29 protein-coding genes and 1 pseudogene are annotated in these 24,912 nt (G+C 30.1%); 23 read left to right on the forward strand and 7 right to left on the reverse strand.

What is annotated here, in order from left to right; genetic code table 11:
- Window positions 1-3 precede the first annotated feature (3 nt).
- From ACESR5_RS01665 to ACESR5_RS01675, 3 genes are all read left to right on the forward strand, one after another.
- A complete protein-coding gene (locus tag ACESR5_RS01665) occupies window positions 4-504 on the forward strand; it encodes a GNAT family N-acetyltransferase (protein ID WP_373153909.1) in 501 nt (166 codons plus the stop codon).
- Window positions 505-656: 152 nt separating this feature from the next.
- Complete coding sequence (locus ACESR5_RS01670) at window positions 657-1,322, forward strand: response regulator transcription factor (RefSeq protein WP_087243914.1); 666 nt, start codon at window positions 657-659, stop codon at window positions 1,320-1,322.
- 3 nt (window positions 1,323-1,325) lie between these two features.
- A complete protein-coding gene (locus tag ACESR5_RS01675) occupies window positions 1,326-3,221 on the forward strand; it encodes a cell wall metabolism sensor histidine kinase WalK (RefSeq protein WP_087243913.1) in 1,896 nt (631 codons plus the stop codon).
- Window positions 3,222-3,242: 21 nt separating this feature from the next.
- Here the strand turns inward: ACESR5_RS01675 and ACESR5_RS01680 are convergent, their stop codons facing one another.
- On the reverse strand, window positions 3,243-3,704 hold the full coding sequence (locus ACESR5_RS01680; RefSeq protein WP_373153910.1) for a YbaK/EbsC family protein: 462 nt from the start codon (window positions 3,702-3,704) through the stop codon (window positions 3,243-3,245).
- Between the two features lie 162 nt (window positions 3,705-3,866).
- Here ACESR5_RS01680 and ACESR5_RS01685 point away from each other — a divergent pair, with 162 nt between their 5' ends.
- The 8 genes from ACESR5_RS01685 to ACESR5_RS01720 all read left to right on the forward strand — a co-directional run bounded on the left by ACESR5_RS01685 (window position 3,867) and on the right by ACESR5_RS01720 (window position 12,602).
- Window positions 3,867-6,053: a SpoIIE family protein phosphatase gene (locus ACESR5_RS01685; RefSeq protein WP_373153911.1), complete on the forward strand. Its 2,187-nt coding sequence runs from the start codon at window positions 3,867-3,869 to the stop codon at window positions 6,051-6,053.
- Between the two features lie 70 nt (window positions 6,054-6,123).
- Complete coding sequence (tilS, locus tag ACESR5_RS01690) at window positions 6,124-7,359, forward strand: tRNA lysidine(34) synthetase TilS (protein WP_191341358.1); 1,236 nt, start codon at window positions 6,124-6,126, stop codon at window positions 7,357-7,359.
- A gap of 27 nt (window positions 7,360-7,386) precedes the next feature.
- Entirely contained in the window at window positions 7,387-7,917 is a 531-nt protein-coding gene (gene hpt, locus ACESR5_RS01695; protein ID WP_087297786.1) for a hypoxanthine phosphoribosyltransferase, read from the forward strand.
- A 15-nt stretch (window positions 7,918-7,932) separates the two neighbouring features.
- Window positions 7,933-9,891 (forward strand): ATP-dependent zinc metalloprotease FtsH, encoded by a 1,959-nt coding sequence (gene ftsH, locus ACESR5_RS01700; protein WP_191341360.1) that lies wholly within the window; start codon window positions 7,933-7,935, stop codon window positions 9,889-9,891.
- A 132-nt stretch (window positions 9,892-10,023) separates the two neighbouring features.
- Window positions 10,024-10,896, forward strand: coding sequence for an Hsp33 family molecular chaperone HslO (gene hslO / locus ACESR5_RS01705; RefSeq protein WP_087936705.1), 873 nt, complete (start codon window positions 10,024-10,026; stop codon window positions 10,894-10,896).
- Between the two features lie 185 nt (window positions 10,897-11,081).
- Window positions 11,082-11,606, forward strand: a complete 525-nt coding sequence (locus ACESR5_RS01710) for a flavodoxin domain-containing protein (protein WP_087243908.1) — start codon at window positions 11,082-11,084, stop codon at window positions 11,604-11,606.
- Window positions 11,607-11,635: 29 nt separating this feature from the next.
- On the forward strand, window positions 11,636-12,034 hold the full coding sequence (locus tag ACESR5_RS01715; RefSeq protein WP_087936704.1) for an SRPBCC family protein: 399 nt from the start codon (window positions 11,636-11,638) through the stop codon (window positions 12,032-12,034).
- A 28-nt stretch (window positions 12,035-12,062) separates the two neighbouring features.
- Window positions 12,063-12,602 (forward strand): DUF1697 domain-containing protein, encoded by a 540-nt coding sequence (locus tag ACESR5_RS01720; protein WP_168080907.1) that lies wholly within the window; start codon window positions 12,063-12,065, stop codon window positions 12,600-12,602.
- A gap of 181 nt (window positions 12,603-12,783) precedes the next feature.
- Here the strand turns inward: ACESR5_RS01720 and ACESR5_RS01725 are convergent, their stop codons facing one another.
- Window positions 12,784-13,230 carry an NUDIX hydrolase gene (locus tag ACESR5_RS01725; protein WP_373153913.1) on the reverse strand — a complete coding sequence of 149 codons (447 nt, stop codon included), beginning with the start codon at window positions 13,228-13,230 and terminating at the stop codon, window positions 12,784-12,786.
- Between the two features lie 217 nt (window positions 13,231-13,447).
- Here ACESR5_RS01725 and dusB point away from each other — a divergent pair, with 217 nt between their 5' ends.
- The gene (gene dusB / locus ACESR5_RS01730; protein ID WP_373153914.1) at window positions 13,448-14,446 is read left to right on the forward strand and encodes a tRNA dihydrouridine synthase DusB; all 999 of its coding nucleotides are present in this window, start codon (window positions 13,448-13,450) and stop codon (window positions 14,444-14,446) included.
- Window positions 14,447-14,457: 11 nt separating this feature from the next.
- Window positions 14,458-15,438, forward strand: a complete 981-nt coding sequence (locus tag ACESR5_RS01735) for an Ig-like domain-containing protein (RefSeq protein WP_373153915.1) — start codon at window positions 14,458-14,460, stop codon at window positions 15,436-15,438.
- A gap of 216 nt (window positions 15,439-15,654) precedes the next feature.
- Here ACESR5_RS01735 and ACESR5_RS01740 read toward each other — a convergent pair whose 3' ends face one another.
- From ACESR5_RS01740 to ACESR5_RS01755, 4 genes and pseudogenes are all read right to left on the reverse strand, one after another.
- A complete protein-coding gene (locus ACESR5_RS01740; RefSeq protein WP_087936700.1) occupies window positions 15,655-15,975 on the reverse strand; it encodes a hypothetical protein in 321 nt (106 codons plus the stop codon).
- On the reverse strand, window positions 15,965-16,423 hold the full coding sequence (locus ACESR5_RS01745) for a hypothetical protein (RefSeq protein WP_373153917.1): 459 nt from the start codon (window positions 16,421-16,423) through the stop codon (window positions 15,965-15,967). Before ACESR5_RS01745 ends, ACESR5_RS01740 begins: the two co-directional genes overlap by 11 nt.
- A 196-nt stretch (window positions 16,424-16,619) precedes the next feature.
- Window positions 16,620-17,204: a histidine phosphatase family protein gene (locus tag ACESR5_RS01750; RefSeq protein WP_087243901.1), complete on the reverse strand. Its 585-nt coding sequence runs from the start codon at window positions 17,202-17,204 to the stop codon at window positions 16,620-16,622.
- Between the two features lie 483 nt (window positions 17,205-17,687).
- A pseudogene (locus tag ACESR5_RS01755) lies at window positions 17,688-17,852 on the reverse strand (amino acid--tRNA ligase-related protein); the annotation flags it as partial.
- Between the two features lie 473 nt (window positions 17,853-18,325).
- Here ACESR5_RS01755 and ACESR5_RS01760 point away from each other — a divergent pair.
- From ACESR5_RS01760 to ACESR5_RS01790, 7 genes are all read left to right on the forward strand, one after another.
- Window positions 18,326-18,601, forward strand: a complete 276-nt coding sequence (locus ACESR5_RS01760) for a hypothetical protein (RefSeq protein WP_087243899.1) — start codon at window positions 18,326-18,328, stop codon at window positions 18,599-18,601.
- A complete protein-coding gene (locus tag ACESR5_RS01765) occupies window positions 18,589-19,131 on the forward strand; it encodes a relaxase/mobilization nuclease domain-containing protein (protein WP_087243898.1) in 543 nt (180 codons plus the stop codon). The genes ACESR5_RS01760 and ACESR5_RS01765 overlap by 13 nt, the downstream gene beginning before the upstream one ends.
- A 197-nt stretch (window positions 19,132-19,328) precedes the next feature.
- Window positions 19,329-19,502: a helix-turn-helix domain-containing protein gene (locus ACESR5_RS01770; RefSeq protein WP_087243897.1), complete on the forward strand. Its 174-nt coding sequence runs from the start codon at window positions 19,329-19,331 to the stop codon at window positions 19,500-19,502.
- 74 nt (window positions 19,503-19,576) lie between these two features.
- The gene (locus ACESR5_RS01775; RefSeq protein WP_373153918.1) at window positions 19,577-19,858 is read left to right on the forward strand and encodes a hypothetical protein; all 282 of its coding nucleotides are present in this window, start codon (window positions 19,577-19,579) and stop codon (window positions 19,856-19,858) included.
- Window positions 19,859-19,993: 135 nt separating this feature from the next.
- Window positions 19,994-20,698: a DNA-processing protein DprA gene (locus ACESR5_RS01780; protein ID WP_087243895.1), complete on the forward strand. Its 705-nt coding sequence runs from the start codon at window positions 19,994-19,996 to the stop codon at window positions 20,696-20,698.
- Window positions 20,695-21,042, forward strand: coding sequence for a DUF2958 domain-containing protein (locus tag ACESR5_RS01785; protein ID WP_373153919.1), 348 nt, complete (start codon window positions 20,695-20,697; stop codon window positions 21,040-21,042). The genes ACESR5_RS01780 and ACESR5_RS01785 overlap by 4 nt, the downstream gene beginning before the upstream one ends.
- 7 nt (window positions 21,043-21,049) lie before the next feature.
- Entirely contained in the window at window positions 21,050-21,232 is a 183-nt protein-coding gene (locus tag ACESR5_RS01790) for a hypothetical protein (protein ID WP_373153920.1), read from the forward strand.
- Between the two features lie 13 nt (window positions 21,233-21,245).
- Here ACESR5_RS01790 and ACESR5_RS01795 read toward each other — a convergent pair whose 3' ends face one another.
- Window positions 21,246-21,578: a helix-turn-helix domain-containing protein gene (locus ACESR5_RS01795; protein ID WP_373153921.1), complete on the reverse strand. Its 333-nt coding sequence runs from the start codon at window positions 21,576-21,578 to the stop codon at window positions 21,246-21,248.
- Between the two features lie 186 nt (window positions 21,579-21,764).
- Between ACESR5_RS01795 and ACESR5_RS01800 the strand changes: the two genes are divergently transcribed.
- The 3 genes from ACESR5_RS01800 to ACESR5_RS01810 all read left to right on the forward strand — a co-directional run bounded on the left by ACESR5_RS01800 (window position 21,765) and on the right by ACESR5_RS01810 (window position 24,912).
- Window positions 21,765-23,768 carry an LPXTG cell wall anchor domain-containing protein gene (locus tag ACESR5_RS01800; RefSeq protein WP_373153922.1) on the forward strand — a complete coding sequence of 668 codons (2,004 nt, stop codon included), beginning with the start codon at window positions 21,765-21,767 and terminating at the stop codon, window positions 23,766-23,768.
- A gap of 141 nt (window positions 23,769-23,909) precedes the next feature.
- Window positions 23,910-24,479 (forward strand): recombinase family protein, encoded by a 570-nt coding sequence (locus ACESR5_RS01805; protein WP_373153923.1) that lies wholly within the window; start codon window positions 23,910-23,912, stop codon window positions 24,477-24,479.
- On the forward strand, window positions 24,463-24,912 hold the full coding sequence (locus ACESR5_RS01810) for a RadC family protein (RefSeq protein WP_373153924.1): 450 nt from the start codon (window positions 24,463-24,465) through the stop codon (window positions 24,910-24,912). The genes ACESR5_RS01805 and ACESR5_RS01810 overlap by 17 nt, the downstream gene beginning before the upstream one ends.

Consider the following 24,912-nt stretch of genomic DNA (forward strand, 5'->3'; position numbering starts at 1 on the left):
ATTATGGAAAAGATTTTAGAAACATCAAGATTATACTTAAGACGTTTAGAAGTTACAGATGCTATGCGTATGAGTGAGTATCGTCAAAAAAAGGAAGTCGCTTATTATCAATCATGGAAAAAGTATTCAGTAAAAGATGCAACAAAACGTATTCAGCAATGTTTAAAGTTAACAGATTTGAATCTACCAAAAACAAATTATCATCTAGCTATTATTTTAAAAGAAAATGATCAGATGATTGGTGATTTATTTGTAGATGTGGCTAATGAAAAGGTTTTTGTTTTGGGATATACAATAGATAGTGTTTATTGGTCTCAAGGTTATGGAAGTGAAATCGTGGAAGCCTTTTGTGTGTTTATGAAAGAACAGTATCATTTTCAAAGAGTGATTTGTTATGTTTATAAGGATAATCAGCGTTCAAAACATTTGTTAAAAAAACTTGATTTTCAAAAGTTTGAAGAATCTTTCTTCTATCATGATGAAGGGTATGTCAAATATTTATAGCTCTATGTCAACAGCGATATGGATGCCTAGTTAAATGAGTAGCATATATTGCTTCAAATGATTGAATGAGGACTAAATATCCTCATTTTTTTTATTTTTCATATTTTTTCCATAAATTTATATTATAATAAAGAAAAATAGGAGGTGTTTATATGAAAGTCTTATTGGTTGAAGATGAAAAACTAATACGTCAGTTCATTGTAGAGTATTTTCAAAAACAGGGAGAAGAAGTTATTGAAGCCAGTGATGGATATGAAGGTTTATCACTATTAGATGATAGCTTTGATCTTGTTTTATTAGATATTATGATGCCTGGTATTGATGGGTATGAAGTTTGTAAACAGATTCGTCAAAAGAATGATATTCCTATTTTATTTATTAGTGCTTTAAGTGATGATGATAATAAATTAAAAGGATATGATCTTGGTGCTGATGATTTTATATCTAAGCCATTTACACCTTCATTATTATATGCAAAATGTAATGCTTTATTAAAACGCTTTAAAAAAGATGAGCAGGGGATGATTATTGAAGAAGGAATCATCCGTATTAATGATGATACGCATGAAGTTTATATTGATGGAGAAAAAGTATCTTTATCACATAAAGAATATCAGATGTTGATGTATTTTATTGATAATAAACGTAAAATTTTATCTAGAGATCAGCTTTTAGATCGTATCTGGGGTTATGATTATTATGGTGATCAGCGTATTGTTGATACTTATGTCAAAAAATTAAGAAAAAAATTAAAAGCAGCTTCAGTCTATATTCAAACGGTAGTCAAAATTGGCTATATGTTTGATTCTAAGGGGTAATCTATGAGGAAATTAAACTTTAGTTTAGTTATCAAAATAGCCTGTATTATTTTATTAGCTTTTTTAGCAGTATTAGGTAATGAAATTCGTTTAGGGATTGAGCGCTATATTAAAAACACATTAGAAACTGATGCTGAAATAACGATTCGTAACTTAGATAAGTTTGCCAAAAATTATATTGAAAGAATTGCAGTGAATCCAGTTGATTTATCTTCCCAACAATTTTTAAGATTATATCATCATGCGCTTTCTGGGGATTTAACGAAAGTCAAATGTCTGGTTGATGCTGATGGAAAGATTTTAGATATGTCTAGAGATGGGGTTGAAGGACCATCATTATCTTTGATAGTTGAAAAAGATGATACGAATTATTCTGTTGGTATTGATTTTTCTTCATTGAGTCAAAAAGATTTGGAAAAATTGGAGAAGGTCATTATACAACATCAAAATTCACAATTAGATATATCTATTGATGTTCATATAGGCCAATATAATGAATTTAATGGTGAAATGAGAGATTTGGATTTTAAAGAAATAAAAGTCAACAATCAGACAGTTATTGAGCATCAGGTTGAAGGTGAAATAACACATATAGAAGGTGTTGCCAGTTCTTATATGAGTGCCAAGATGGAGCTGTTGTTTCCATATTCAGCAGATGGTTTATCATATTCTTCTAATTTAACACAAAAAGCAATGTTAACTGATTATCATGATGCTTTTAATGGATTAAAACAGCAAATTCAAAAAAACTTTGAACAATTTAAGGATTCAGGAAAAGAATTTAATTCATCAATTTATGATTATACACAATACTATTTGATTAATCCTTATGAATATAATGGTAAATATTATTCTACCATTATGATGCGATTAGAAGATTGGATCACACCTAATCAAACGCAAGAAGAAGTCACTGTAGATGCAGCAACAGTAGGTTATATTTTTATAACGCAGGAATATGAAAATCTACGTATGAAAAGTTTACAACAATTTATGTATGATAATTCATCAACATATATTTTAGCTATTGTTTTGATTATTATTATGTGCTTTATTGTGGCTTATATGATTGTCCGTCCAATCAAACAATTAGAATTAGCTGCCTGGCGTATTTCTCGTAAGCAGTTTGAATATCCTATTGATACCTCACGCCATGATGAACTTGGTGATTTGGCTCGAAGTGTTGATAAGATGAGTAAGGAATTAGAAAAAACAATCAATGATTTGCATCAGGAAATTGAACGTGTTCAACAACTAGAGGTTGTCAGAAAAGAGTTCGTTTCTAATTTTACACATGAAATTAAAACACCACTAGGCATTATCAATGGTTTTAGTGAAATGGTTGAACTGGAACAGGATGAAAAGAAACGTAATGAATACATACAAATCATTCAAAATGAAACAAGACGCATTAATGAACTTGTTTTAGCTATGTTAGACTTATCAAAACTAGAATCTCAAAATATGACATTGGATCTTGAAGAAGTAGATTTATTAGATATCGTTGATGAAGCTTTAGAATCAATGGCTTGTCTGTTTGAAGCACAGAAAGTTCATTTGAAAACTGATTTAGATTCTAGTATTATCCAAGCCGACCCTTTTAAGATAGGAATGGTTATTACAAATTATATAAGTAATGCTTTGCGTTATACAGAAGCAGGCGAAGAAGTCATTATTCATTTGGACGAACATTGCTTCTCGGTAGAAAATACAGGGGCCCATATCCCAGAAGAAGACATACAAAAAATCTGGCTCTCTTTTCATAAAGTTGATAAAGCCAGAAATGAAGGTGGAACTGGTTTGGGGTTAGCTATCTGTAAAGCTATATTGGAATTGCATCATTTTGAATATGGTGTTGAAAATACACCACAGGGTGTTCTCTTCTATTTTAAATATTAGTTCCCTTTATGGGAACTTTTCTTATTTACAAACATCTATCCAGTCTTGAGGATGGCAACATTCTTCTAGTTCATGACAAGATAAACGAATCGCACTATAATCATTGCCAGCTGCAGGGTAGACGTATGCTAACTTTTGTAAAGAGATATCAAGATAAATTTGTACATTGTCTTTGACTGCAAAAGGGCATACACCACCAGGACTATGTCCGATATAGGATTCAACAAGTTCATTAGGAATCATTTTTGCTTTTTTATGGAAGTATTGTTTATATTTTTTATTGTCAATTTTGGCATCACCAGCCATAACAATTAGCAAAGGTTGTTCATCTATTAAAAAAGATAAAGTTTTAGCAATCTGTTGAGGTTGACATCCTAATGCTTTTGTGGCTAATTCAACAGTTGCGCTAGAATCCTTTAAATCAATAATACGATCTGCTAAATGAAGCTGATGAAAATATGTTTGAACACGTTTATATGACATAGTTATGACCTCCTTTGATTTCTCTCAGTTTTAGTATAATCTTTTGAATAGGATAAGTAAAATCTATAGAATGATGACTGTTTAAAAAAATAATGATTGTCTTTTAAATATGACAAATAATGCAAAAAGGAACCTCTATAATAATGGCAAGAGGTGGGAAAAATGGAACTGATTCTTAGTCCTAGTCGTATGAAAAAGATTAGGTACCAATTTATTTTTTATATAACTTTAATTTCTTTTTTAATTTCTATTGTACATATTTATTCAACATCATTATTATTTGCATTGCCTTTTTTTTATGTGTGCTTTATGTGTGGGTATCAGTCTATTATAGGTTATGCTATAGGGCTTGGTATAGGGGTTATATTCTTAGATGTTCCTTATGATGTTTTTGTGATAAGTGCTATATCTTTTGTTATTTTAGAATTCTGTTTACTGTTTCAATCCATGAAATCAAGATATGTGCCCTATCTTTTAACATTGATTGGAGGTATCTATTATGCTTATATTCAAATAGATTTACTTTCAACTTTATTACTCACTATTTTAACATATATCAATACAATGATTTTTACATCTTTAACACCGATATTTATGCATGGCGAAGCTGAGCTTTTGACTCATGAAAGAATGAAAGCTTTAACAGTTGTAATTCTTATATGTACAATGGGGTTATTGCCATATTCTCAAATGTCAACAATGATATTAATTCGTATTTTTATTTTAATTATGATTTATCATGAATGTTTAGATGATTTATTGCCAGGATTATTTTATAGTGCTATGTTGATGCTGTTGATGGATCTAGGATATAAAGATGATATTTTATCTTTTTTACTACCCCTTTTCTTTTTCTATATGATTCCTTGTCATAAAAAATCAACTATCGTCTCTCTATATTTTGTATCTCATCTTATTTTGCCATTCTTTTTAGATTTTCAATATACATATCATGGATTTATTGTCGTTGCCAGTGGCTTGATTTTTTTCATCTTACCGATGCGTTTACATAAACCTGTGTTGTCTTCAAGTTATCAGGAAATGACTTTTAAACAACAATTATCAAAACAGGTTGATTCTTTCTGTCATTTATTTGAACAGATGACGGCTCTGTTTACGAAAGCACCTGCACCTAATCGTTCTTTAGAATATGTGGGTTATATTTATGAAGATATGTGTCAGAATTGTTCAAGTCAAACCACTTGCTTTCATAAAAAATATGGACCACATCGTTTAGTCAAATTAATGAATAAAGGATTAAAAGAAAGTTATAGTGAAGCTGATGAAGATTTTATTCATCAATATTGTTTAAATCCAGAAAAATATCTAGCTTTAGTACAGCAGTATCGTAAAGATTATCGGAAAATCAGACGAGTTCAGGAAGAATATAAAGTGATGAAAAATGATCTCTACCATCAATTTTCATTATTAAATCATGTTTTTCATCAATTTTCTCATCAACTGGAAATTGGACATATTGAAGAAAAGCATATTTATGAACATATGGAAGGTTATCATTTTCAATTGGCACATCTTAAAAAATACTATGAATCACAATCAGTCTATTATTTAGAAATAGGGCTATATGATATGACTAGAGAAGAAATTGAAAATGAATTTATACCGATTCTTGAAGCTTATCTTAATGAAACATTGGATATAGAAGTTATCAAAACACCCATGCATCAGTTAGGTTATACATATCTTGTTTTAAAACATTATACCCGTTATTTTATTCAATACGGAGTCTCACAATGTGCTAAAGAAAGTATTGCCTGTGGGGATAGCTATACGATTTTTTCTATGAATGAAAATGACTATTTTGCCTTGAGTGATGGTATGGGACAGGGACAAAAAGCAAGTGATGATTCAAGCTTGACATTAGATGTCATGAAACAGTTAATTACAAATGGCATTTCTTTAAATGATACCATTCAATCAGTGAATGCTTTATTAAAGATTAAAAATCGTAATGATATGTTTACTACGGTTGATATGATAGAAATCAATCTGGTCAATGGAGTGACAACATTTATGAAATATGGGGCTTGTCCAACCTATATTTTACGTGATCATGAAATCATAGAAGTAGAATCTAAAACGTTACCGATGGGTATTGTTTCACCACTTGAAACAATGATTCAAAAACAAACTTTGAAAGAAAATGATATGATTTTTATGGTAAGTGATGGTTTTTCAGGACATTTTAGAGAATTTTTAAAGGATAATGAATATTTGATTGGTGATGATCATCCTAAAGATATTGCTCATTTATTTATGACATTAGCAAATGATGAACAAAGGAATGATGATATGACCATCATGGTTTTAAAAATATGTAAGCAATAATCCCAAAATATTGGGATTTTTGTTTTGGAATTATCATTTCTTTGATATAATGTCCTCATGGAGTGATAGCATGAATTTAGAGTTATTAGATCGTTCAAAATATTACGTGATTGGTGTGTCTGGTGGATGCGATTCAATGTATCTTTTAGATACTTTAAGAAAGGAAGGGTATCATTTACTGGTTGCTCATGTGAATTATAATTATCGTCATGATAGTTATATGGATTATGAGTTAGTCAGTGATTATTGTGCAACGTATGGAATTCCTTTCTATTATAAAGAATTTCATCCTCAAGATTATCATCAGGGTAATTTTCAAAATCAGGCAAGAACGTTAAGATATAATTTTTATAAAGAAATCTATGATCTTTATCATGTTGATGGTGTGATTTTAGGTCATCATTTAGATGATCATTTGGAAACTATTTATATGCAGTTATCCCATCATAATACGGTTCACTATTTAGGAATTAAACAGGAAACACATGTTCAAAATATGCGCATTATTAGACCTTTAATGTGTCTATATAAAGAAGAAATCATTAAAAGATGTCAAGATGGGCATATTCCTTATCATGATGATTATACAAATTTTGAAACGGATTTTGAAAGAGATAAAGTTCGTAATACTGTTTTGAATCATTATACATTACAACAAAAAGAAGAACTTTTAAAAAAGGCTGAAGCACATAATCAAAGAATCAAAGAATTAGAGTTTAAAGTTCAAACCTATTACCAACAATATAAAACAGATGGCATTATTTACTATTATTATATTCCTAAAGAGTTAAGAGAAATCTTCCTTTATTTAATTTTACGTGATGTGATGCCAACACAGTTAATTTCTTATTCACTTATTCAGGAAATTAAGCATCAGATTGATAGTGTGAAACCAAATATTCAAATGAATTTACCAGTTAATTATCTGTTCATAAAAGAATACGATAATATCTACATCATTGATAAAGATAAAACCAAGGGCTATCATTTTGAATTTAGAGAATATATGCCTTTTGGTTGTGAGTATTTCCATTTATTAGATAGTGGTCATATCAATGAAGGGGTCTTTCTTGCCCCTGAAGATTATCCAATTACTATCCGTACAATGAAAGAAGGCGATAGCATTATGACATCTTCTGGAACAAAAAAACTCTCACGTCTATTTATAAATGCAAAAATTCCTGCTTTGAAAAGAAAAACATGGCCTGTTGTCGTGAATAAGGATGGAACTATTGTTTTAGTTCCACATATTGCAAAAAACATTGATTATTTGACTACAAAACCAAATGTATTTGTGATAAAATAAAAAGGCTTATTATAAGGAGTGAGAAGTATGCATAAAGATGTTAAAGAGATTTTATATACTCAAGAAGAAATTGTTGAGAAGTGTAAAGAATTAGCAAAACAAATTACAAATGATTATAATGATAAAGAAGTGATTCTGGTTGGTTTATTAAAAGGATCTGTTCCTTTTTTAGCGGAATTATCTAAATATATAGAATTAGATGTGACATTTGATTATATGGATGTCAGCAGTTATGAAGGTGTTGAATCACGAACAATTACAATCAAGAAAGATTTGGATCAGGATGTCAAAGGTAAAGATATCTTACTTGTAGAAGATATTTTAGATACCGGTAAAACATTAACAACAGTCAAAGCAATGCTTGAAGAACGTGGTGCAAATTCTGTTGAAATTGTTACAATGTTAGATAAAAAAGAAGGACGTACTTATCCAATTGAAGCAAAGTATGTAGGATTTGAAATTCCTAATGCATTTGTGATTGGATTTGGATTGGATTTTAATGAGAAATATCGTCAATTACCTTATGTAGGTATTTTAAAAGAAGAATGTTATCAGTAGTGAAAAGGAGATTATATGAACAATAAGAATAAGAGTTTAATAAAAGCCATATTGCCTTGGGTTCTTGTCATTATTTTATTGAGTTCATTAGTTCCATTATTAAATATGGGGCGTACAAATGAAGTGAACTATACTGAGTTTACGGAAATTGTCAATAAAGAAAATGTAACTGAAGTATCAGTGATGCCTGGTATTTATGTGACAAGTGTAGAAGGACAATATACAAAGACTGAAGAAGGTCAAGAAGTCAATTATACATTTAAAACAAATGTTCCACAGACTGATCAGGAATTAGATTCTTTAATTCAGTTAATGGAAGATAAAGGTATTACAGTTGAAGTTTTAGATGCAAAAAGTGAAAATATGTTGGTAGATACTTTATTAGGTTTACTTCCATATATTTTATTGATTGGTGTGATGTTTTTTGTAATGAGAAGTATTGGTGGTGGCGGGGGTGCCAATGCCAAAGCTTTCGATTTTGGAAACTCACGTGCAAAATTAGAGAAAGACAGCAAAACAAGATTTACAGATGTTGCTGGAGCAGATGAAGAAAAAGAAGAATTAAAAGAATTAGTAGATTTCTTGAAAAATCCAAAGAAATTTGCCAACATGGGGGCTAAAATTCCTAGAGGTGTATTACTTGTAGGGCCTCCAGGTACAGGTAAAACATTACTTGCGAGAGCAGTGGCTGGTGAAGCCAATGTACCTTTCTATTCTATTTCAGGTTCTGAATTCGTAGAAATGTTCGTTGGTGTTGGTGCTGGACGTGTGCGTGATATGTTTAAAAAAGCAAAACAAAATGCACCATGTATCATCTTCATTGATGAAATTGATGCTGTGGGGCGTCAAAGAGGAACTGGTGTCGGTGGTGGACATGATGAACGTGAACAGACATTGAACCAGTTGTTAGTTGAAATGGATGGATTTAGTGGTAATGAAGGTATTATCATTTTAGCAGCAACAAACCGTGCTGATGTCTTAGACCCTGCATTACTTCGTCCAGGACGTTTTGATAGACAAATTCAAGTTGCAAACCCAGATAAAAAAGCGAGAGCTGAAATCTTACGTGTGCATGCACGTAATAAGAAATTTACAGATGATGTGAATTTTGATAACATTGCACAACGTACTCCTGGTTTCTCAGGTGCAGAGTTAGCTAACGTATTAAATGAAGCGGCTTTATTAGCGGTTCGTTTAGGACATAAACGTATTACTTTAGATGATGTTGATGAAGCAATTGACCGTGTTATTGGTGGACCAGCGAAAAAATCACGTAAGTATACAGAAAAAGAAAGAAAATTGGTTGCTTATCATGAAGCAGGACATGCAATTATTGGTTTAACTTTAGAGGATGCCAATAAAGTTCAAAAAGTCACAATTATTCCTAGAGGTCAAGCTGGTGGATATAACTTAATGACACCAAAAGAAGAAACGTATTTCCAAACAAAATCACAGTTAATGGCAAGCATTACTGGATTTATGGGTGGACGTGTGGCTGAAGAAATCTTCTTTGGTGATGTCTCTTCTGGTGCGCATAATGATATTGAACAGGCGACTCGTATTGCCAGATTAATGGTTACTGAATTAGGTATGTCTGATTTAGGACCAATTAAATATGATTCTGGTCATGATGCAGTATTCTTAGGTAGAGATTATTCTTCTACAAGCAATACACATTCTGGTCAAATTGCTTATGAAATTGATCAGCAAGTTCGTAAGATTATTGATACTTGTTATGAACAATGTCGTCAGATTATCAATGAACAAAAAGATAAGTTAATTATTATTGCGAATGCTTTATTAGAGCATGAAACATTAAATAATGAACAAATTGAATCATTATATAACACTGGACATATGTTAGAAATGGATAATGGTGTGGATGACAATGATCATCATGATCAAAACCCACCAGTAGAAGAAAAGAAAAACACAGTGAATTTAGATGATGATTTATTAGATGAAATGAAATAAGCACGTATGTGCTTATTTTTGTAAGAGGAGATTACAATGAAAAGAAGTACAATGAGTAAATTATTGGTTCTTATTATTATTGCGTCTATGGTTATTCCGTTAATTGGTTACTTTGCGCTAGGAGGTTAAAAGATGAAAGATTATTTAGTGAGAGGTTTAGTACAATCAAAAAACTGTCGTGTATTTGCATGTACAACACAGCATTTATTAGAAACAGCAAGACAAAAGCATGACTTATGGCCAACAGCTTCAGCAGCTTTAGGACGTTTGATGTCAGCCACTTTGATGCTTGGAGCGATGAATAAAAATCATGAGAAAATGACCGTCACAATGAACGGTGGTGGATCTATTGGCACATTAATGGCATGTACACATAGTGATGGGAAAATTAAAGCTTTTGTTGGAAATCCACATGTTCATTATACTTATGAAGATACAGGTAAACTCGGTGTTGGTTTAGCTGTAGGAAATCAGGGAACTTTACAAGTGATTAAGGATATGGGATTAAAAGAACCATTTATTGGGACTGTACCTATCCAAACTGGTGAAATTGGTGAAGATTTTTCTTATTATTTTATGGTATCAGAACAGGTGCCATCTGTCGTTTCATTAGGTGTTCTTGTTGATACAACAAATGAAATCTTATCTAGTGGTGGATTTATTATCCAACTTTTACCTGAAGCCAGTGATGAAGATATTTCTTATATTGAAGATAAAATGAGAAATTTCCCAGCAGTTTCTGCTTTATTAAATGAAGGTCATACACCTGAAGAAATATTAAAAATGATTTTTGAAGATGTTGAAATATTAGATACGCAAGATTTATCTTTTGAATGTGACTGTTCAAAAGATAAAATGAGAAATGCATTAATGACAGTAGGAAAAGATGAAATTCAAGCGATGATTGATGAAGATCATGGTTGTGAAATGACATGTCAGTTCTGTAATTCAAAGTATACTTTTAGTGAAGATGAATTAAAATCATTATTAGAGGATATCCAGTAGGATATTCTTTTTTTATGTTGTGAAATCATAGAATGTCTTACGACTATTTGATGATACAAAAAATTTTGGAGATAATAGTTTGTTAGAAGCTGAAAAGAAATGATTGTGTGATATATTCCTGATATAATTGTATTGTAAAATATAATTTATCATGAAAATGCGTTATGAGAAAGTGAGATGAAAATATGGAAAATGGTATTATCATTTATCAATCAAAGTATGGATCAACAAAAAAATATGTCAATTGGTTAATTGAAGAAACTCAATTTGATTATATAGAAACACCACATGCAAAGATAAAAGATATAGAAAAATATAATACAATTGTATTATGTGGTGGTATCTATGCTTCTGGTATAGCAGGTTTATCATTTCTTAGGAAAAACTATCATTTATTAAAAAATAAAAAAATAGCTATACTATGTGTTGGTGCATCACCATTTGACAAGAAAGCATTTAATGAAGTAAAAGCACATAATCTTAAAGAAGATTTAAAAAATGTACCAACATTTTATGCGAGAGGTGCTTGGGATGAAGAAAAAATGTCATTGAAAGATAGAACTTTATGCAAAATGTTACAAAAAGCTATAGCAAAGAAAGATCCTAGCACTTATGAACCTTGGATGAAAGCACTCATGAGTGCAGTAGGAGAAAAATGTGATTGGACTGATAAGGAATATCTAAGACCATTATTGGAATATATTCAATAAAAATTATAATTTGAGAGGAAGTGCAAAAAATGACAATTTCAAATATAAAAGACAGCATTGATAGTAATATTCATAAAGTTTGGGAAACTGTTTTAGCAGTTGATAAATATACTCAATGGCGAAGTGATTTAAGTAAAACGGAAGTAATAAATGAAGAACAATTTATTGAATATACCAAAAACGGCTATTCCACCACTTTTACTATCACTGTTGTAGAACCACATAAGCGCTGGGAATTTGATATGGAAAATAGCAATATGAAAGGACATTGGATTGGCATTTTCACTTCCATAGACGATAAAACGGAGATTGATTTTACAGAACAGGTAACAGCAAAGAAATTCTATATGAAGCCATTTGTAAAATCATATTTAAAAAAACAGCAAACACAGTTTGTTATGGATTTGAAAAGAATATTAGAGAAATAAATCCTAATTTATAGAGGCGATGAAGAATATGAAAAGATATGTTGCCTTATTGAGAGGAATCAATGTAAGTGGAAAAAATAAAGTCTTTATGCCAGCATTAAAAGAAGGTTTTGAACAACTTGCATTTGAAGATGTTAAGACTTATCTTAATAGTGGAAATGTTATTTTTTCTAGTCACGAAGATGATATAAAGAAGTTGACAAATCAAATTGAACTCGTGATTCACAATCAGTTTCATTTAGACATTTCTGTTTTTGTTATATCAAAACAAGATCTTCTAGATATTTTACACAATTCACCTCAATGGTGGGGCAATAATAACAAAGATATTTATGATAATCTTATTTTTATTATACCACCAGCAAAATTCTTGGACGTCTATAATGAAATTGGGGAACCAAAAAAAGAATTAGAAAAGATAGAGAATTATAAAGAAGTGATATTTTGGTCTTTTAGTCGTAAAGATTATCAAAAAACAAATTGGTGGTCCAAGACAGCAAGTGCAAATATCAGTGCAAAACTAACGATAAGAACAGCAAATACAGTCAGAAAAATAGCCAATATGTAATCACTTTTCAAATAATGATATAAAATGAAAAGTCATATAGATAAAGATAAATTTTTATAAAAAAAGAAGGCACAAGGGGAAGGTGCCTTCTCTTTTTGGGGTTTACCAATATTAGGAATATAACTTTGATAACTTACATCTATTTTATATTGGGGAGGAAAAATAGAGGGGAAAGTGTAAGTTATCTGTTTATATGGTTGACAGATCTTTTATTTTTATTCAAATAAAATTCAATAAATTTGAGTGAGGGTAAATAAATATTTTTAGGTAACTCATTTAATGAAAACCAGCGCCATTCATCTTGTTTATCAGGTTCCATAACTTGGAGCTTACCATCATATTTTTTGGTCACAACATGAATCGTTACAAAATGTTTATCTTTTTGGAAATCATCAACAACATTAACAATATGTAAATCATCAATATGAAGATTTGTTTCTTCTTTGACTTCTCTTTTTGCACATTCATATATTGTTTCATCAAATTCCTGTTTGCCACCTGGTAGACACCAGCAATCAGGTTGATAGATACCACCTGTATCTTCATAATGAGCATTTCTATGTCCCATGAGTATTTGATTATCATGAATAATCATAACACCTACACCCACTTTTATGTGTTTTTCCATCATGATCACCTCAATCATTATTATAACAAAAAAATACGATTCTTTTGATGAGAATCGCATTTGTTTATTACTAACAATGTATTTTGAATGGGAGAGGGAAAATATTACATTGCCAATGGAAAATTTATTCTTTATCGCCTCCTATGTTTTATACTATATCAAGTATTTGTCTTTGTATTTTCAAGAAAGTATGTTATATTGTGTTATGGTGAAAAAAATGAAAATTGGAAATATAGAAATTAAAAATAGAATTATTATGGCGCCTATGGCTGGTATCACAAATGTTGCGTTTAGAAAGATTATTAAAGAATTTGGAGCTGGGTTAGTCGTTAGTGAAATGGTTAGTGATAAAGCCTTGTGTTATGGTAATCAAAAAACGATCGAAATGTTGACGATTGATGAAGATGAACATCCGGTTAGTATACAGATATTTGGTGGGGATGTAGATTCCATGGTCAAAGCAGCCAAGTTTGTAGACGAACATTCAAACTGTGATATTATTGATATTAATATGGGATGTCCTGTTCAGAAAGTTTTAAAAGCTCATGCAGGAAGTTATTTGTTGCAGTATCCTGATTTGGTTTATGATATTGTTAAAAATGTGGTGGAAGCTGTCAGCAAGCCAGTGACTGTTAAGATACGTATTGGCTATGACTTTGATTCTATTAACTGTGTAGAAATTGCAAAATTGATTGAAAAAGCAGGAGCGAGTGCTATTGCTGTACATGGAAGAACACGTTCACAAATGTATGAAGGTCATGCCAACTGGGACTATATCAGACAGGTGAAAGAAGCTGTCTCTATTCCCGTTATTGGTAATGGAGATGTCAAAACGGCTCAAGATGCAAAACGTATGTTGGAAGAAACAGGTTGTGATGCTGTGATGGTTGGAAGAGCAGCGCTTGGGAATCCATGGGTTATTCAACAAATGGTTGCTTATGTTGAAAATGGAGTTTTATTAGAAGAACCAACAATGGATGAAAAACTCAATCAATGCTTATCACATGCTAAAAGATTAATGGGCGTTGAGGGAGAAAAAAATGCTATGAGGCAGATGAGAGGACATGCTCCATGGTATATAAAAGGTTTAAAGTCAGCCAGTGCTATTAAAAATCTTCTTTCTAAGGTTGATACATATAAAGAATTAGAAGAGATTATAGAGAAATATCGTATTTATTTGCATACAGGAGATAAAGCAATTTTTGAGGAAAAATAGGGGAAAACAATATGGGAAAATTAATTAAAAAAATTATTATTGGTATTTTAAGTGTATTTGTTATTGTCTGTGTTATAGGTATTGTTTTTGGGAACAAACAGGATTTTCATTTGGTTAAAGATACACTCAGTTTGGAATACGGAGAAACATTACCAGAACAATTTGATGATTTTATTGATACTGATGGTGATATTGCAAACATTGAATACAGCAGTCAGGATATAGATGATTTTAAAGATATCTTAGATGTTGGAAATTATACAATTGATTTCCAATTGGGAGATAAGAAGGAAACGTTGCATGTCTCAGTCGAAGATACAACTGCTCCTCAGTTACAATTACAAAAAGAGGCAACAGCTTTACAAAATCATACTATTGATTATGAGAGATGTTTATCTATACAAGATTTATCAAAATGTGACATCACGATTAATGATGATGACGTGAATTACAACACACCTGGAAAATACATAGCTAAAGCTATTGTCAAAGATCAATATCAAAATCAATCAACAATAGATATACCTGTCACAATTGAAGAAGTGACTTTAAAAGCTTCAAAGACTACAATGACTTTGAAACCAAATGAAACACAAACATTAAAAGTGACAACGAACAGTCATCATGCCATTACATACTCATCAAGTAATCCAGATGTTGTGACGGTGGATGAGGCAGGTCATATATCTGCATTAAAAGCAGGCTCTGCAACTATAAGTGCCACTGTAGACGGACATACACAAACTTGTCACATTACTGTTCCATCCACTCAAAAGAAATCAACGACATCTTCTCATCATACAACACATCATTCTTCAACAAATAGAACAACACAATCATCAAATACGAATATTGGAGAAACAGTTTATATTACAAAAACCGGTAGTAAATATCATCGTGCTGGTTGTCGTTATTTAAGAAAAAGTCAAATTGCAATTTCTTTAAGTGAAGCTAAAAATGAAGGATACACAGCATGTAGTGTGTGTTTCTAAAATATAAAAATCATCAAAATATATAAATAGGAGATTTTAGAAATGTTGAGTTTAATCATCATTTAGAAAATCTCTTTTTATTTGGCTTAAGAACATATTTTCAAATAAATTGCTACTATTTTGATAATTAAATAATAGAACTATTATAAAAATTTTGAATTGATGAAGTATATAAATATATGATCTATAAAAAAATGGTAAGCATAATCACTTACCTTACCTTTTTGAATATTTTCTCCTTATAAAAAATTCATAAATGGCCATAACAACAAACATTCCAGGTACAGCAGTGAAAATGGCTATATGAAGAACAACTGTTTGGTCGAAAATAACGCCTTCTAAAATGAAAATCAATCCATATATAAACAATAATAGTGCAGTGGCATGATTATGTTTAGCAACATCTGTTATATTTTTAGCAAGTATAGGGCGTATATTATGATAAATTGTAAGAGGCTTCTGAGACGTATAATGATAGATTGCAGAAACTATGATAATTAATCCTACAACAATAATAAAATATTTTTCATGACTCATATGAAATCTCTCCTTCATCATTTTCTTTTTCATTGTTCATATTTATATATTGTTCAATCGTTTGATCTGAATAACTTAACAGATGACCAAATTCATAAGCGATTTCTGTTCTTAACTGAGAATATTGTTGATTTATAATAGATTGCCTTTTGTGTTCTTTTAATGCAATATATTCTTCTATATATTTCTTTTCTTTATAAAAAATAATATTATATGTTTTTCTATTGAGTGAATAAGGAAATAAATCAGTAATTAAAGGATCATCATCCAAATAATAATAAGTTTGATATTGATTTGTGATAGTTTCCACAAAAGGAATATAGCTATCTCTTTCTTCTTTGGTAGTACAAGGATGAGCTAAAGCTATATTTTTTATACCAGCTTTAACCATTTCATTAAAACAATCAATAATACCACATTGATAGGAATAGGAATCGATTTGTTTCATTGTTATACAGGTCCTCTCTTTTTGAATATCATTGTTATAATAATTATATCATATACACCAACAAGTTAAAATAATGATGATATAGACAAGAAACGTTTTTATAATGATGCTTAAAGAATAGTTTGATAAATATGATAGATTTCATGAATAATAAAACAGGACTATTTTGTCCTGCTTTAATAATAGAGTACGATTACTAACTGAATTCTGGCCTTAAGATATCAATATACTTAAATTTTCCATCGTTATATTCAAAGTGTAAAATACAGCAATTAGTGAAACCGCCATTATCCCTTACTATATTTGGATCAGTTACTGAACTTAAGAAGGAATAACAGGCACCACCATGAGATACAGCTAAAACATTTTGATGATCGTCATTTTCCATGATTTCAAGTAAACATTTTGACATTCTTTCTACAACATCATGCGTATATTCTCCACCATAATGAGGGAATAAGTCATCATAATTGAATTCACTCCAACGCTTTGGGTTTAAATCTTCACTTTCTCCTTCAAAATCACCAAAATTTCTTTCTTTAAGTTGTTTTAATCTTTTATAGGGTGTATCCTGTCCGATAATAATTTCTAATGTATCACAACATCTTTCAGATGTAGAACTATAGTAATGATCAAATGAAATATCTTTTAAACATTTCTTTGCTGCTTTGGCCTGCAAGATGCCAGTTTTGGTTAAAGGGGAGTCACACCAACCCTGTATTTTTCTTCTTTTATTAAATAGCGTTTCTCCATGTCTCATCAAATATAAATGTTTAGTCATCAATATCACCTCATATTGATTATATCAAATTTATTATATATAACCAAATACTTTTTTTATGCCATTCCCTATGCTTATAGAGCATATTTATTAATCATTTTCTTTATTGTTACCAATCTAACAACATTGGGTGATATAATAATGTTTAATTCAATTATTTCTGTTATGGTAAAGGTCATTGTATATTAGATATGCGAATGGTTAGACAGTCACTTTTAACGATAACTAGCCTAGTGTTAAGTTCGCTCTAAAAACTAAAAAGGTAAGGAGTCACAATCCTTACCTATTTGCATTTGGTACAATGCTATCAGATTTACAAGCAGATTATAACATGTAACCTACCTAATCTCAAGTATGATTACTTTTAATAATTTTTTACAGAATATTGTTATGCATTTACTTGATTAAGATTACTTATAGTATATCAGATGAAAAAGTATTTGTTTTTTTGATTTTCAAATTTAAATTATCTTGTTTTTATCGCTATTTATTTCTTGGTTTCATCTGAGGGAACAAGATAACTTCTTGGATAGATTCTTGTCCAGTTAATAACATAACAAGTCTATCAATACCCATACCCATTCCACCTGTTGGTGGTAATCCGTATTCCAATGCTTCTACATAATCTAAATCCATTTCGTTTTTTTGTTTAAATAATTGTGTACAAAAATATGATAATGGGACCCTATTGGCACTAAGTTAAATATTTTTTTATATGTAATTATTTATAAAAACATATAAGTTGTGTCCATTTTTGTGTCCACTTATAGTTATTTATTATTTTTATCATAATAATATATGAAATATAAAAGATGATAGTAACATTTACTATCATTTTCTAACTACTTCTACACCGATTGTTTGATGATCCATTTATAATTCACTCTCCTTTAGTAATAATTATAACTCTTATTGTTACTAAGTACTAGATATTATTAGATTAATTAATCTTTAATGTTCATAATAATTTTTTTGTTCATATTAAATATTAATATTTAATTATGATACATAACATATAAGTAGAAGTATGTGTGAATCATAATGGTCATTGTCCGACCATTACGCATACTTGCTACATATCCCTTATAGGATATGACTGATATAAAAAGGAGGAAAAGAATATGGCGAAGAAAAGCATTGTAGCACGAATTGATTTTAAAACAACTCAGGAAAAGAAAGCACAGATGCAACTGAAAGCACAACAGAATGGTGTTACACTTAGTTACTTGATGAATAATCTAGTAGATTCATATTTACAAGGTGAAAGTTTTATTGTGAAGAGAAAAGAGTTTTCTTCATGCTTAGTAAGACTATTACAAGATTCACAGTGTATAAGTGATGAGGAAGTAAGAACAGCTATTCAAATGGAATTGGAGGAAATGCAATGTCTAATCTAATATATAAAAACAGACAATATCTTAATAGTGATGCACTGGAAAATGTTGTTGCATATGCATTAAGAACTGACAAAGATGATTTGGACAATCCTATGCAAAGAATAATTTGGGGAGGTCAAGGTATTATTACAAGAACACCACAGACTGCTATTGATGGATTTAATGCTGTAAAAAAAATATATCAAAGAAATGAAGGGAATCTTTTGCATCATATTATTATTACATTTAGAACACGACACAATCATAAGCCTATTACTAATTATGAGGGAATTCAGATCATGTCAAATGTAGGTTTTCAATTACTCGAAGAGGGATTTCAAAACATGTATTTTGTACATAATGAATATGATTCTATTCATGTTCATTTTATAATCAACTCTATTAATTTTATGACAGGAAAACGAATTGCTGATAAAAAATATCTAACTCATGGTATTCTTTCTAACCTGTATCAAATGACACCTAATTTGCAATGGGATTTTAGGATTGTTTATAAAAAGAATAATAAAATAGATAATCTTTATGAATAACTTTATATAATGAGTATGTAGAAAGTATAGGGATATGGAATAAGCATTACTGGTGTATTAAAAATGTTAAATTAAGCTAAAAAAATTAGCTTTTTTAATTTTGAAAATGATCATTAAAATATGCTGTGGATTCATATTAATTGTATAAAATCAATAAAACATATAGATATACATCAAATGATAGGAGGTTTTATATTATGGATGAACCATTGATGACAGTAGAGGAAGTATCAGTAATGCTTAACATTTCAGAACAGACAATTAGAAGGTATATAAGAAGCAAGGAATTGAATGCAATCAAATTTAAAAGAAGTTATCGTATTACTAGAGATGATCTAAACAGATTTATAAAAGAACGATATGGACGTTGAGTAATAAAGATAAAGTTCAATCTTTCAATTATATATTATATCTATGAATATAAAATTGAAGGAGGTAATAAGCAATGAGTGAACTTTATATTCAAAACGTTATTCGCAGTCTTAAACAATTAGAGATTGCAAAGGAAAAAATTGATAAAGAAATCAAGGAACATGAAAGTGAAATCAAGAAGTACATGCAGATGTATAATTTAGAAGAACTTCATGGAATGAAAGGGGAGAAGGTAATTTATAAGGAGATTCTTGGTCGAAGATTTGATACCAAGAGTTTCAAACAAAACTTTGCAGAATTGTATTATTCTTATATGAAAGATACAAAAAGTCTTAGATTTAAGTTCAGTTATTAGGAGGATAATGCAATGGGTAAAATGGTTTTTGCTATACTGACAGCTATTGCTGTCTATATTTTTGAAAGAGATAATGGTTAGGGATTAGCATGAAGCTAATCCCATTAATTTTTATGATGAAAGGAAGATAGAAAAATGAATATAAGAGATTTAGTATTATATTTTGCATTGAAGTATGAAGGTGATTTCAATAGAATATATAATGCACTTTCAAATAAGGAAAAGTTTGATGGAGAAGCATTATGTAAAATGAAGGAACAGCTAGATTGTCAGTATATCAGTATATTTGATGAGGAATATCCTTCAGGATTAAGGAAAATCAATTGTCCACCATTTGTGCTTTTCTATAAGGGAAATATTGATTTGTTAGATGAAAAGACACTGTGTTTAATAACACCAGAAAGCAATCATTCGACACAGGAACTATTGAATCAATTTGTTGATGATATGATAGAAGATGATGAGTTTGTACTGGTTAAGCCACATAGAAGCTCTTTGGATGATTATGCAGTTAAGACTATAAAAATTATGGATAGAGGTATTTCATTCTATGGTGATGTTGATAATATAAATACTCTTGTTTTTAGTGAGTATCCTTATTATGTCGAGCCACCAAAGAAGTATCTTCCTTTTTCGTATAGAATTGTCAGTGGTCTAGCAGATAAAATTGTGATGGCTCAATGCTATGATACAAATGAAGATATCATGGCACTTGCTTATGCAATTGAGCAGAATAAGGATGTCTATATGATTGGAAATGAGTATGAGCTGTATGATATATTGAATCAACAGAAAATCAAGCATATTGAAAACTATGGGGAGCTAGAGTCAGCAGTATGAAACTATTGACAAAAGAAATAGAAGAAGAATTATTGAAGTATGGCATTGATGGTCAAAGAGAACTTGTTTTTCATTCTAAGGTTATTGCTAGGTATTTCAATCCATATGGTGTAGGAACATGGCTCATTACTGGTGGAAAAAGGCTTGTGGATGGGGATTGGTTATTATTTGGGTATGTTAGTCTTATATATAATGAATGGGGCTATATATTATTATCTGAACTAGAATCATTGAAATTAGGTAATGAAATTCCCATCCTAGAAAGAGATAGATATCTAAGAGAAAATACAACTGTTCATGATGAGTGTGTAAGATTAGGTATCAGAGAATTTGAATATGGATGAACAAGAGATGGATCAGATATATTATGAGCTTGAAGAAATAGAAGCAATATTAGGTATATTAGCTTCGATAGAACATGACTTGTCCCCACAGTACATAGGTATTGTAGCCAGTCATTATCATTGCAAGATTATCAATATACGTAAGATGATAAAAAAGAAATTAGATAAACTGATACCCTTAGCAAAGTAATGAGCTAAGGGTATTATTCTTCAAGTATTGTTTTTGCAATCTTTATAATGAGATTAAGCTGTTTATTTGTGGCTTTTGAACATATTTCATCAAGTTGCTTGAGATAATAGTTCTTTTCCAGTGTAGAAGTTCCAGTAATAAGAAATGCGAGGTCTAATTCAAGATAGTTAGCAATGACAGATAAAGTGTCTAGTGTAGGACATGATTTACCGTTTTCAATTTTTGATATATAGAATGTAGAAAGATTAAGATCATTAGCCATCTTTTCTTGGGTAATTTTTGATTCTGTTCTTTTATTTTTGATTCTTTTACCAATCATGGCATAGTCAATAGTCGAATTGAGCATAAATAATCACCTCGTATATTGTTTATCATACAAATTATTCCAAAAATTAAACACAAACTAATAGAACAAGTTGAATTAATAAGACAATATATGATAAAATAATTTTGCTAGAAGAAAGAAGGAGATATAGAAAGATAAGATGGATATAATTATCGTTTAGTATAAAAAATTATAGGAGGGAAGCATATGAAAAAGATAGCCGTAATATTTATGGCACTAGCATTGATGATACCATTTAGTACTTCATTTATTAATGTCAATGCAGAAGATAGTGATATCATTAGAAATGATGAAACAGGGATACCTGATAAAAATTTATATCAATGGGGTGTTGAAACGTATGACTTAAATAAAGATAGCGTTTTAACGCAAAACGAGATTGATCAAAAAAATAACAATCAAACTAGCTTATCTTTACATATGAACGATAGAGATATACGTTCTTTGAAAGGAATACATTATTTTGATAATGGAAATATTTACAATTTAGATATTAGTGGCAATAAAAATCTTAAATCATTAGACGGTATAGAAGAGTTAAGTGCGATTAATGGTGGTTTAATTGCTAGTGATTGTGCTCTAGAAAGTATTGAAGGAGTGCAAAAATTTAAAAATTTAAAAGGTTTAATGGTGGATAATAATAATTTGAAAACTATACCAGATTTGACATCATTAATTAATTTGTCAGATATGGGATGTCCACATTCAAATGGCAATTATGATGGTACTGATTTTGGATGGGTATGTTTTTATGGCAATATGTTAAGCGATACTGAATTGAAAAATAAATTACCAAAACAGATATCTTCTAATCTGACATGGTTGCTATATGATTCATTTCTACAGATTAGTGATGGGGTAGTTACAGTAAATAATGTTAATGATGATAATTTGAATGTTGAATATTTTACTGAATTATTAAAAAATGACAATATTAATACCATAAGATTTTACTATCTAAGTAAGATTCCTTATCAATTGATTGAAACTTTAAATCAGTATGATAAGTGTATTACTGTTAATTATAATACTAATAATGATAAATATAGTACCTATTGGGAATTAGCACCAGAGAATACAAATACTATAAAAAATGATGTGGATTTGACATTTACAGAAAATTCACCATATGAGAAAAAAATCAAAGAAGTGACACAAGAAGATAATTTAGTATTTTATTCTTTTAATGCTAATGAAAATATTGGAAAGCAACAACATTTTTTAGGAGATACAGAATATTCTGTAATTGCTTCTATAGGTTATGAAAATTTAGATAATCCTATGGTTGGAAATGATCTTAAAGATTTATATGTATATTCATACAATGACAATACTGGTGTTATAAAGGAAACAGGTAAAGTTAGTATTAATGCTGATAACTATTTATCAATTCAGATTTCTTTAGAAAAAAATGCCAATACTGTATTTGTTTCAACAAATTCAAATTTAGCTACACCTATTAGAAATAACGTAGAAACAATTTCATCAGATCACATTGATGAAAGTCAAATTTCTCAATTGTTAAATGATGAAAATGTCGATGAAATTATTGTTAATATTAATGATGCAGATACTTTAAGTAAAAATCTTATTAATCAAATTAAGGCATCAGGAAAAACAGTTACATTTAATATTGTGGATAATGATAAAATAAAATACTCATGGAGTTTTGATGGTAGTGAGATTAAGGAAGACTATGATAAAGATATTAACCTGAATATAGAATTTAAAAGTATTTATGAAAAGGAAATAGAGAATATTAATTCAGATATAGGTAAATTTTACTTACAATTTTCACATCATGGCAATTTACCATCAATGGCTACAATGAGAGTAGATGTAAGTGATAAGTTTAAAGATGGTGATTATGTATTCTTGTATTATTATAATGAAGATACAAAAGAAGTTGAAAAAGCAAGTCAAGGTATCGAAGTAAAAAATGGATATGTTGAATTTGTTATTACTCATTGTTCAACATATTTCTTGGCTGAAAAGGAGTTGCCTACAATAGAAGTATCACATGAAGCAGATAATTCAAATATAGAAGATTCAAAAGTTGAAGATAATCAAAAAATTGAAACTACACCAGTTCAAACTGCAGATAGCAATCAATTATTATTGCCTATTATTGGTATTGCAATTTCATCTATTGCTATTGGATATCTTTTTATAAAAAGACGTAGAGCATAGTGCTTTTAGAGTATACCCTAGTGGTATACTTTTTCTTTGTACCATTAAAGTTGAATAATGTATTTTGGAACGTTCCACTTAAAATTGTGACTTAGTGGAACGCTTTTTGTTTATTAAAGATTATGAAATGTGGTGATAAATTTGAAAATTGGATATATCAGAGTATCAACCGTTGAACAGAATATCGCAAGACAGGAAGTCATTATGAAGAAGCTAGATGTTGAAAAGGTATTCATTGATAAGATTAGTGGCAAAAATATGGAAAGACCTATGCTTAAGGAAATGATGGGTTTTGTTAGAAGTGGTGATATTGTTGTTGTGGAATCAATCAGTCGTTTTGCACGTAATACACGTGATTTGTTGGAGTTGGTCGATCAATTGGTTGCTAAAGGAGTGCAATTTGTCAGCATGAAAGAAAGGATTGACACGTCTACACCATCAGGTAAGTTTATGCTTACTGTCTTTGGCGCTGTTGCTCAGCTAGAGCATGATTACATTCTTCAAAGACAAAAAGAAGGAATTGCCATTGCTAAGGCTAATGGTAAATATCAAGGTAGAAAGAAAATTCAAAATGATAGATTTGATGAAATATATGAAAAATGGAAGAATAAAGAAATGACTGCTGTACAGGCAATGAAATTGCTGAATTACAGCAAGACCACCTTTTATAGAAGAGTGAAGGAGATGAAAGAAAATGAAGAAAAAAGTTGATTTTATATCATTGAAGATATGTAGAGAAAAGACAGTGGAATATGAAAGTAAAGAGATTTCAAGTCCTGAAAAAGCGTATGAAGTGATTAGTCATATTGTTGATAATACAGATCGTGAATGTTTTGGTGTTCTCATGATGAATAATGTTAATGAGATTAATTCATTTGAGATATGTTCGGTAGGTACAGTCAATATGACATTAGCTCATCCTAGAGAAGTATTTAAGGGATCTATACTTTCCAATGCTTCAAAGATAATGCTCTTTCATACGCATCCAAGCAATACGATTGAACCATCTCAGACAGACATTGACACAACCAAAGAGCTTATTGAAGCATCCAAGATTTTACAGATTCCAATTATAGACCATATTATTACCTGTGAAAGAGGATATTTCAGTTTTGCCGAACATGGAATCCTATTTGGAGAGTAG

Source organism: Clostridium sp. AUH-JLR23 (assembly GCF_964238065.1).
GTDB lineage: Bacteria > Bacillota_I > Bacilli_A > Erysipelotrichales > Coprobacillaceae > Allocoprobacillus > Allocoprobacillus merdigallinarum.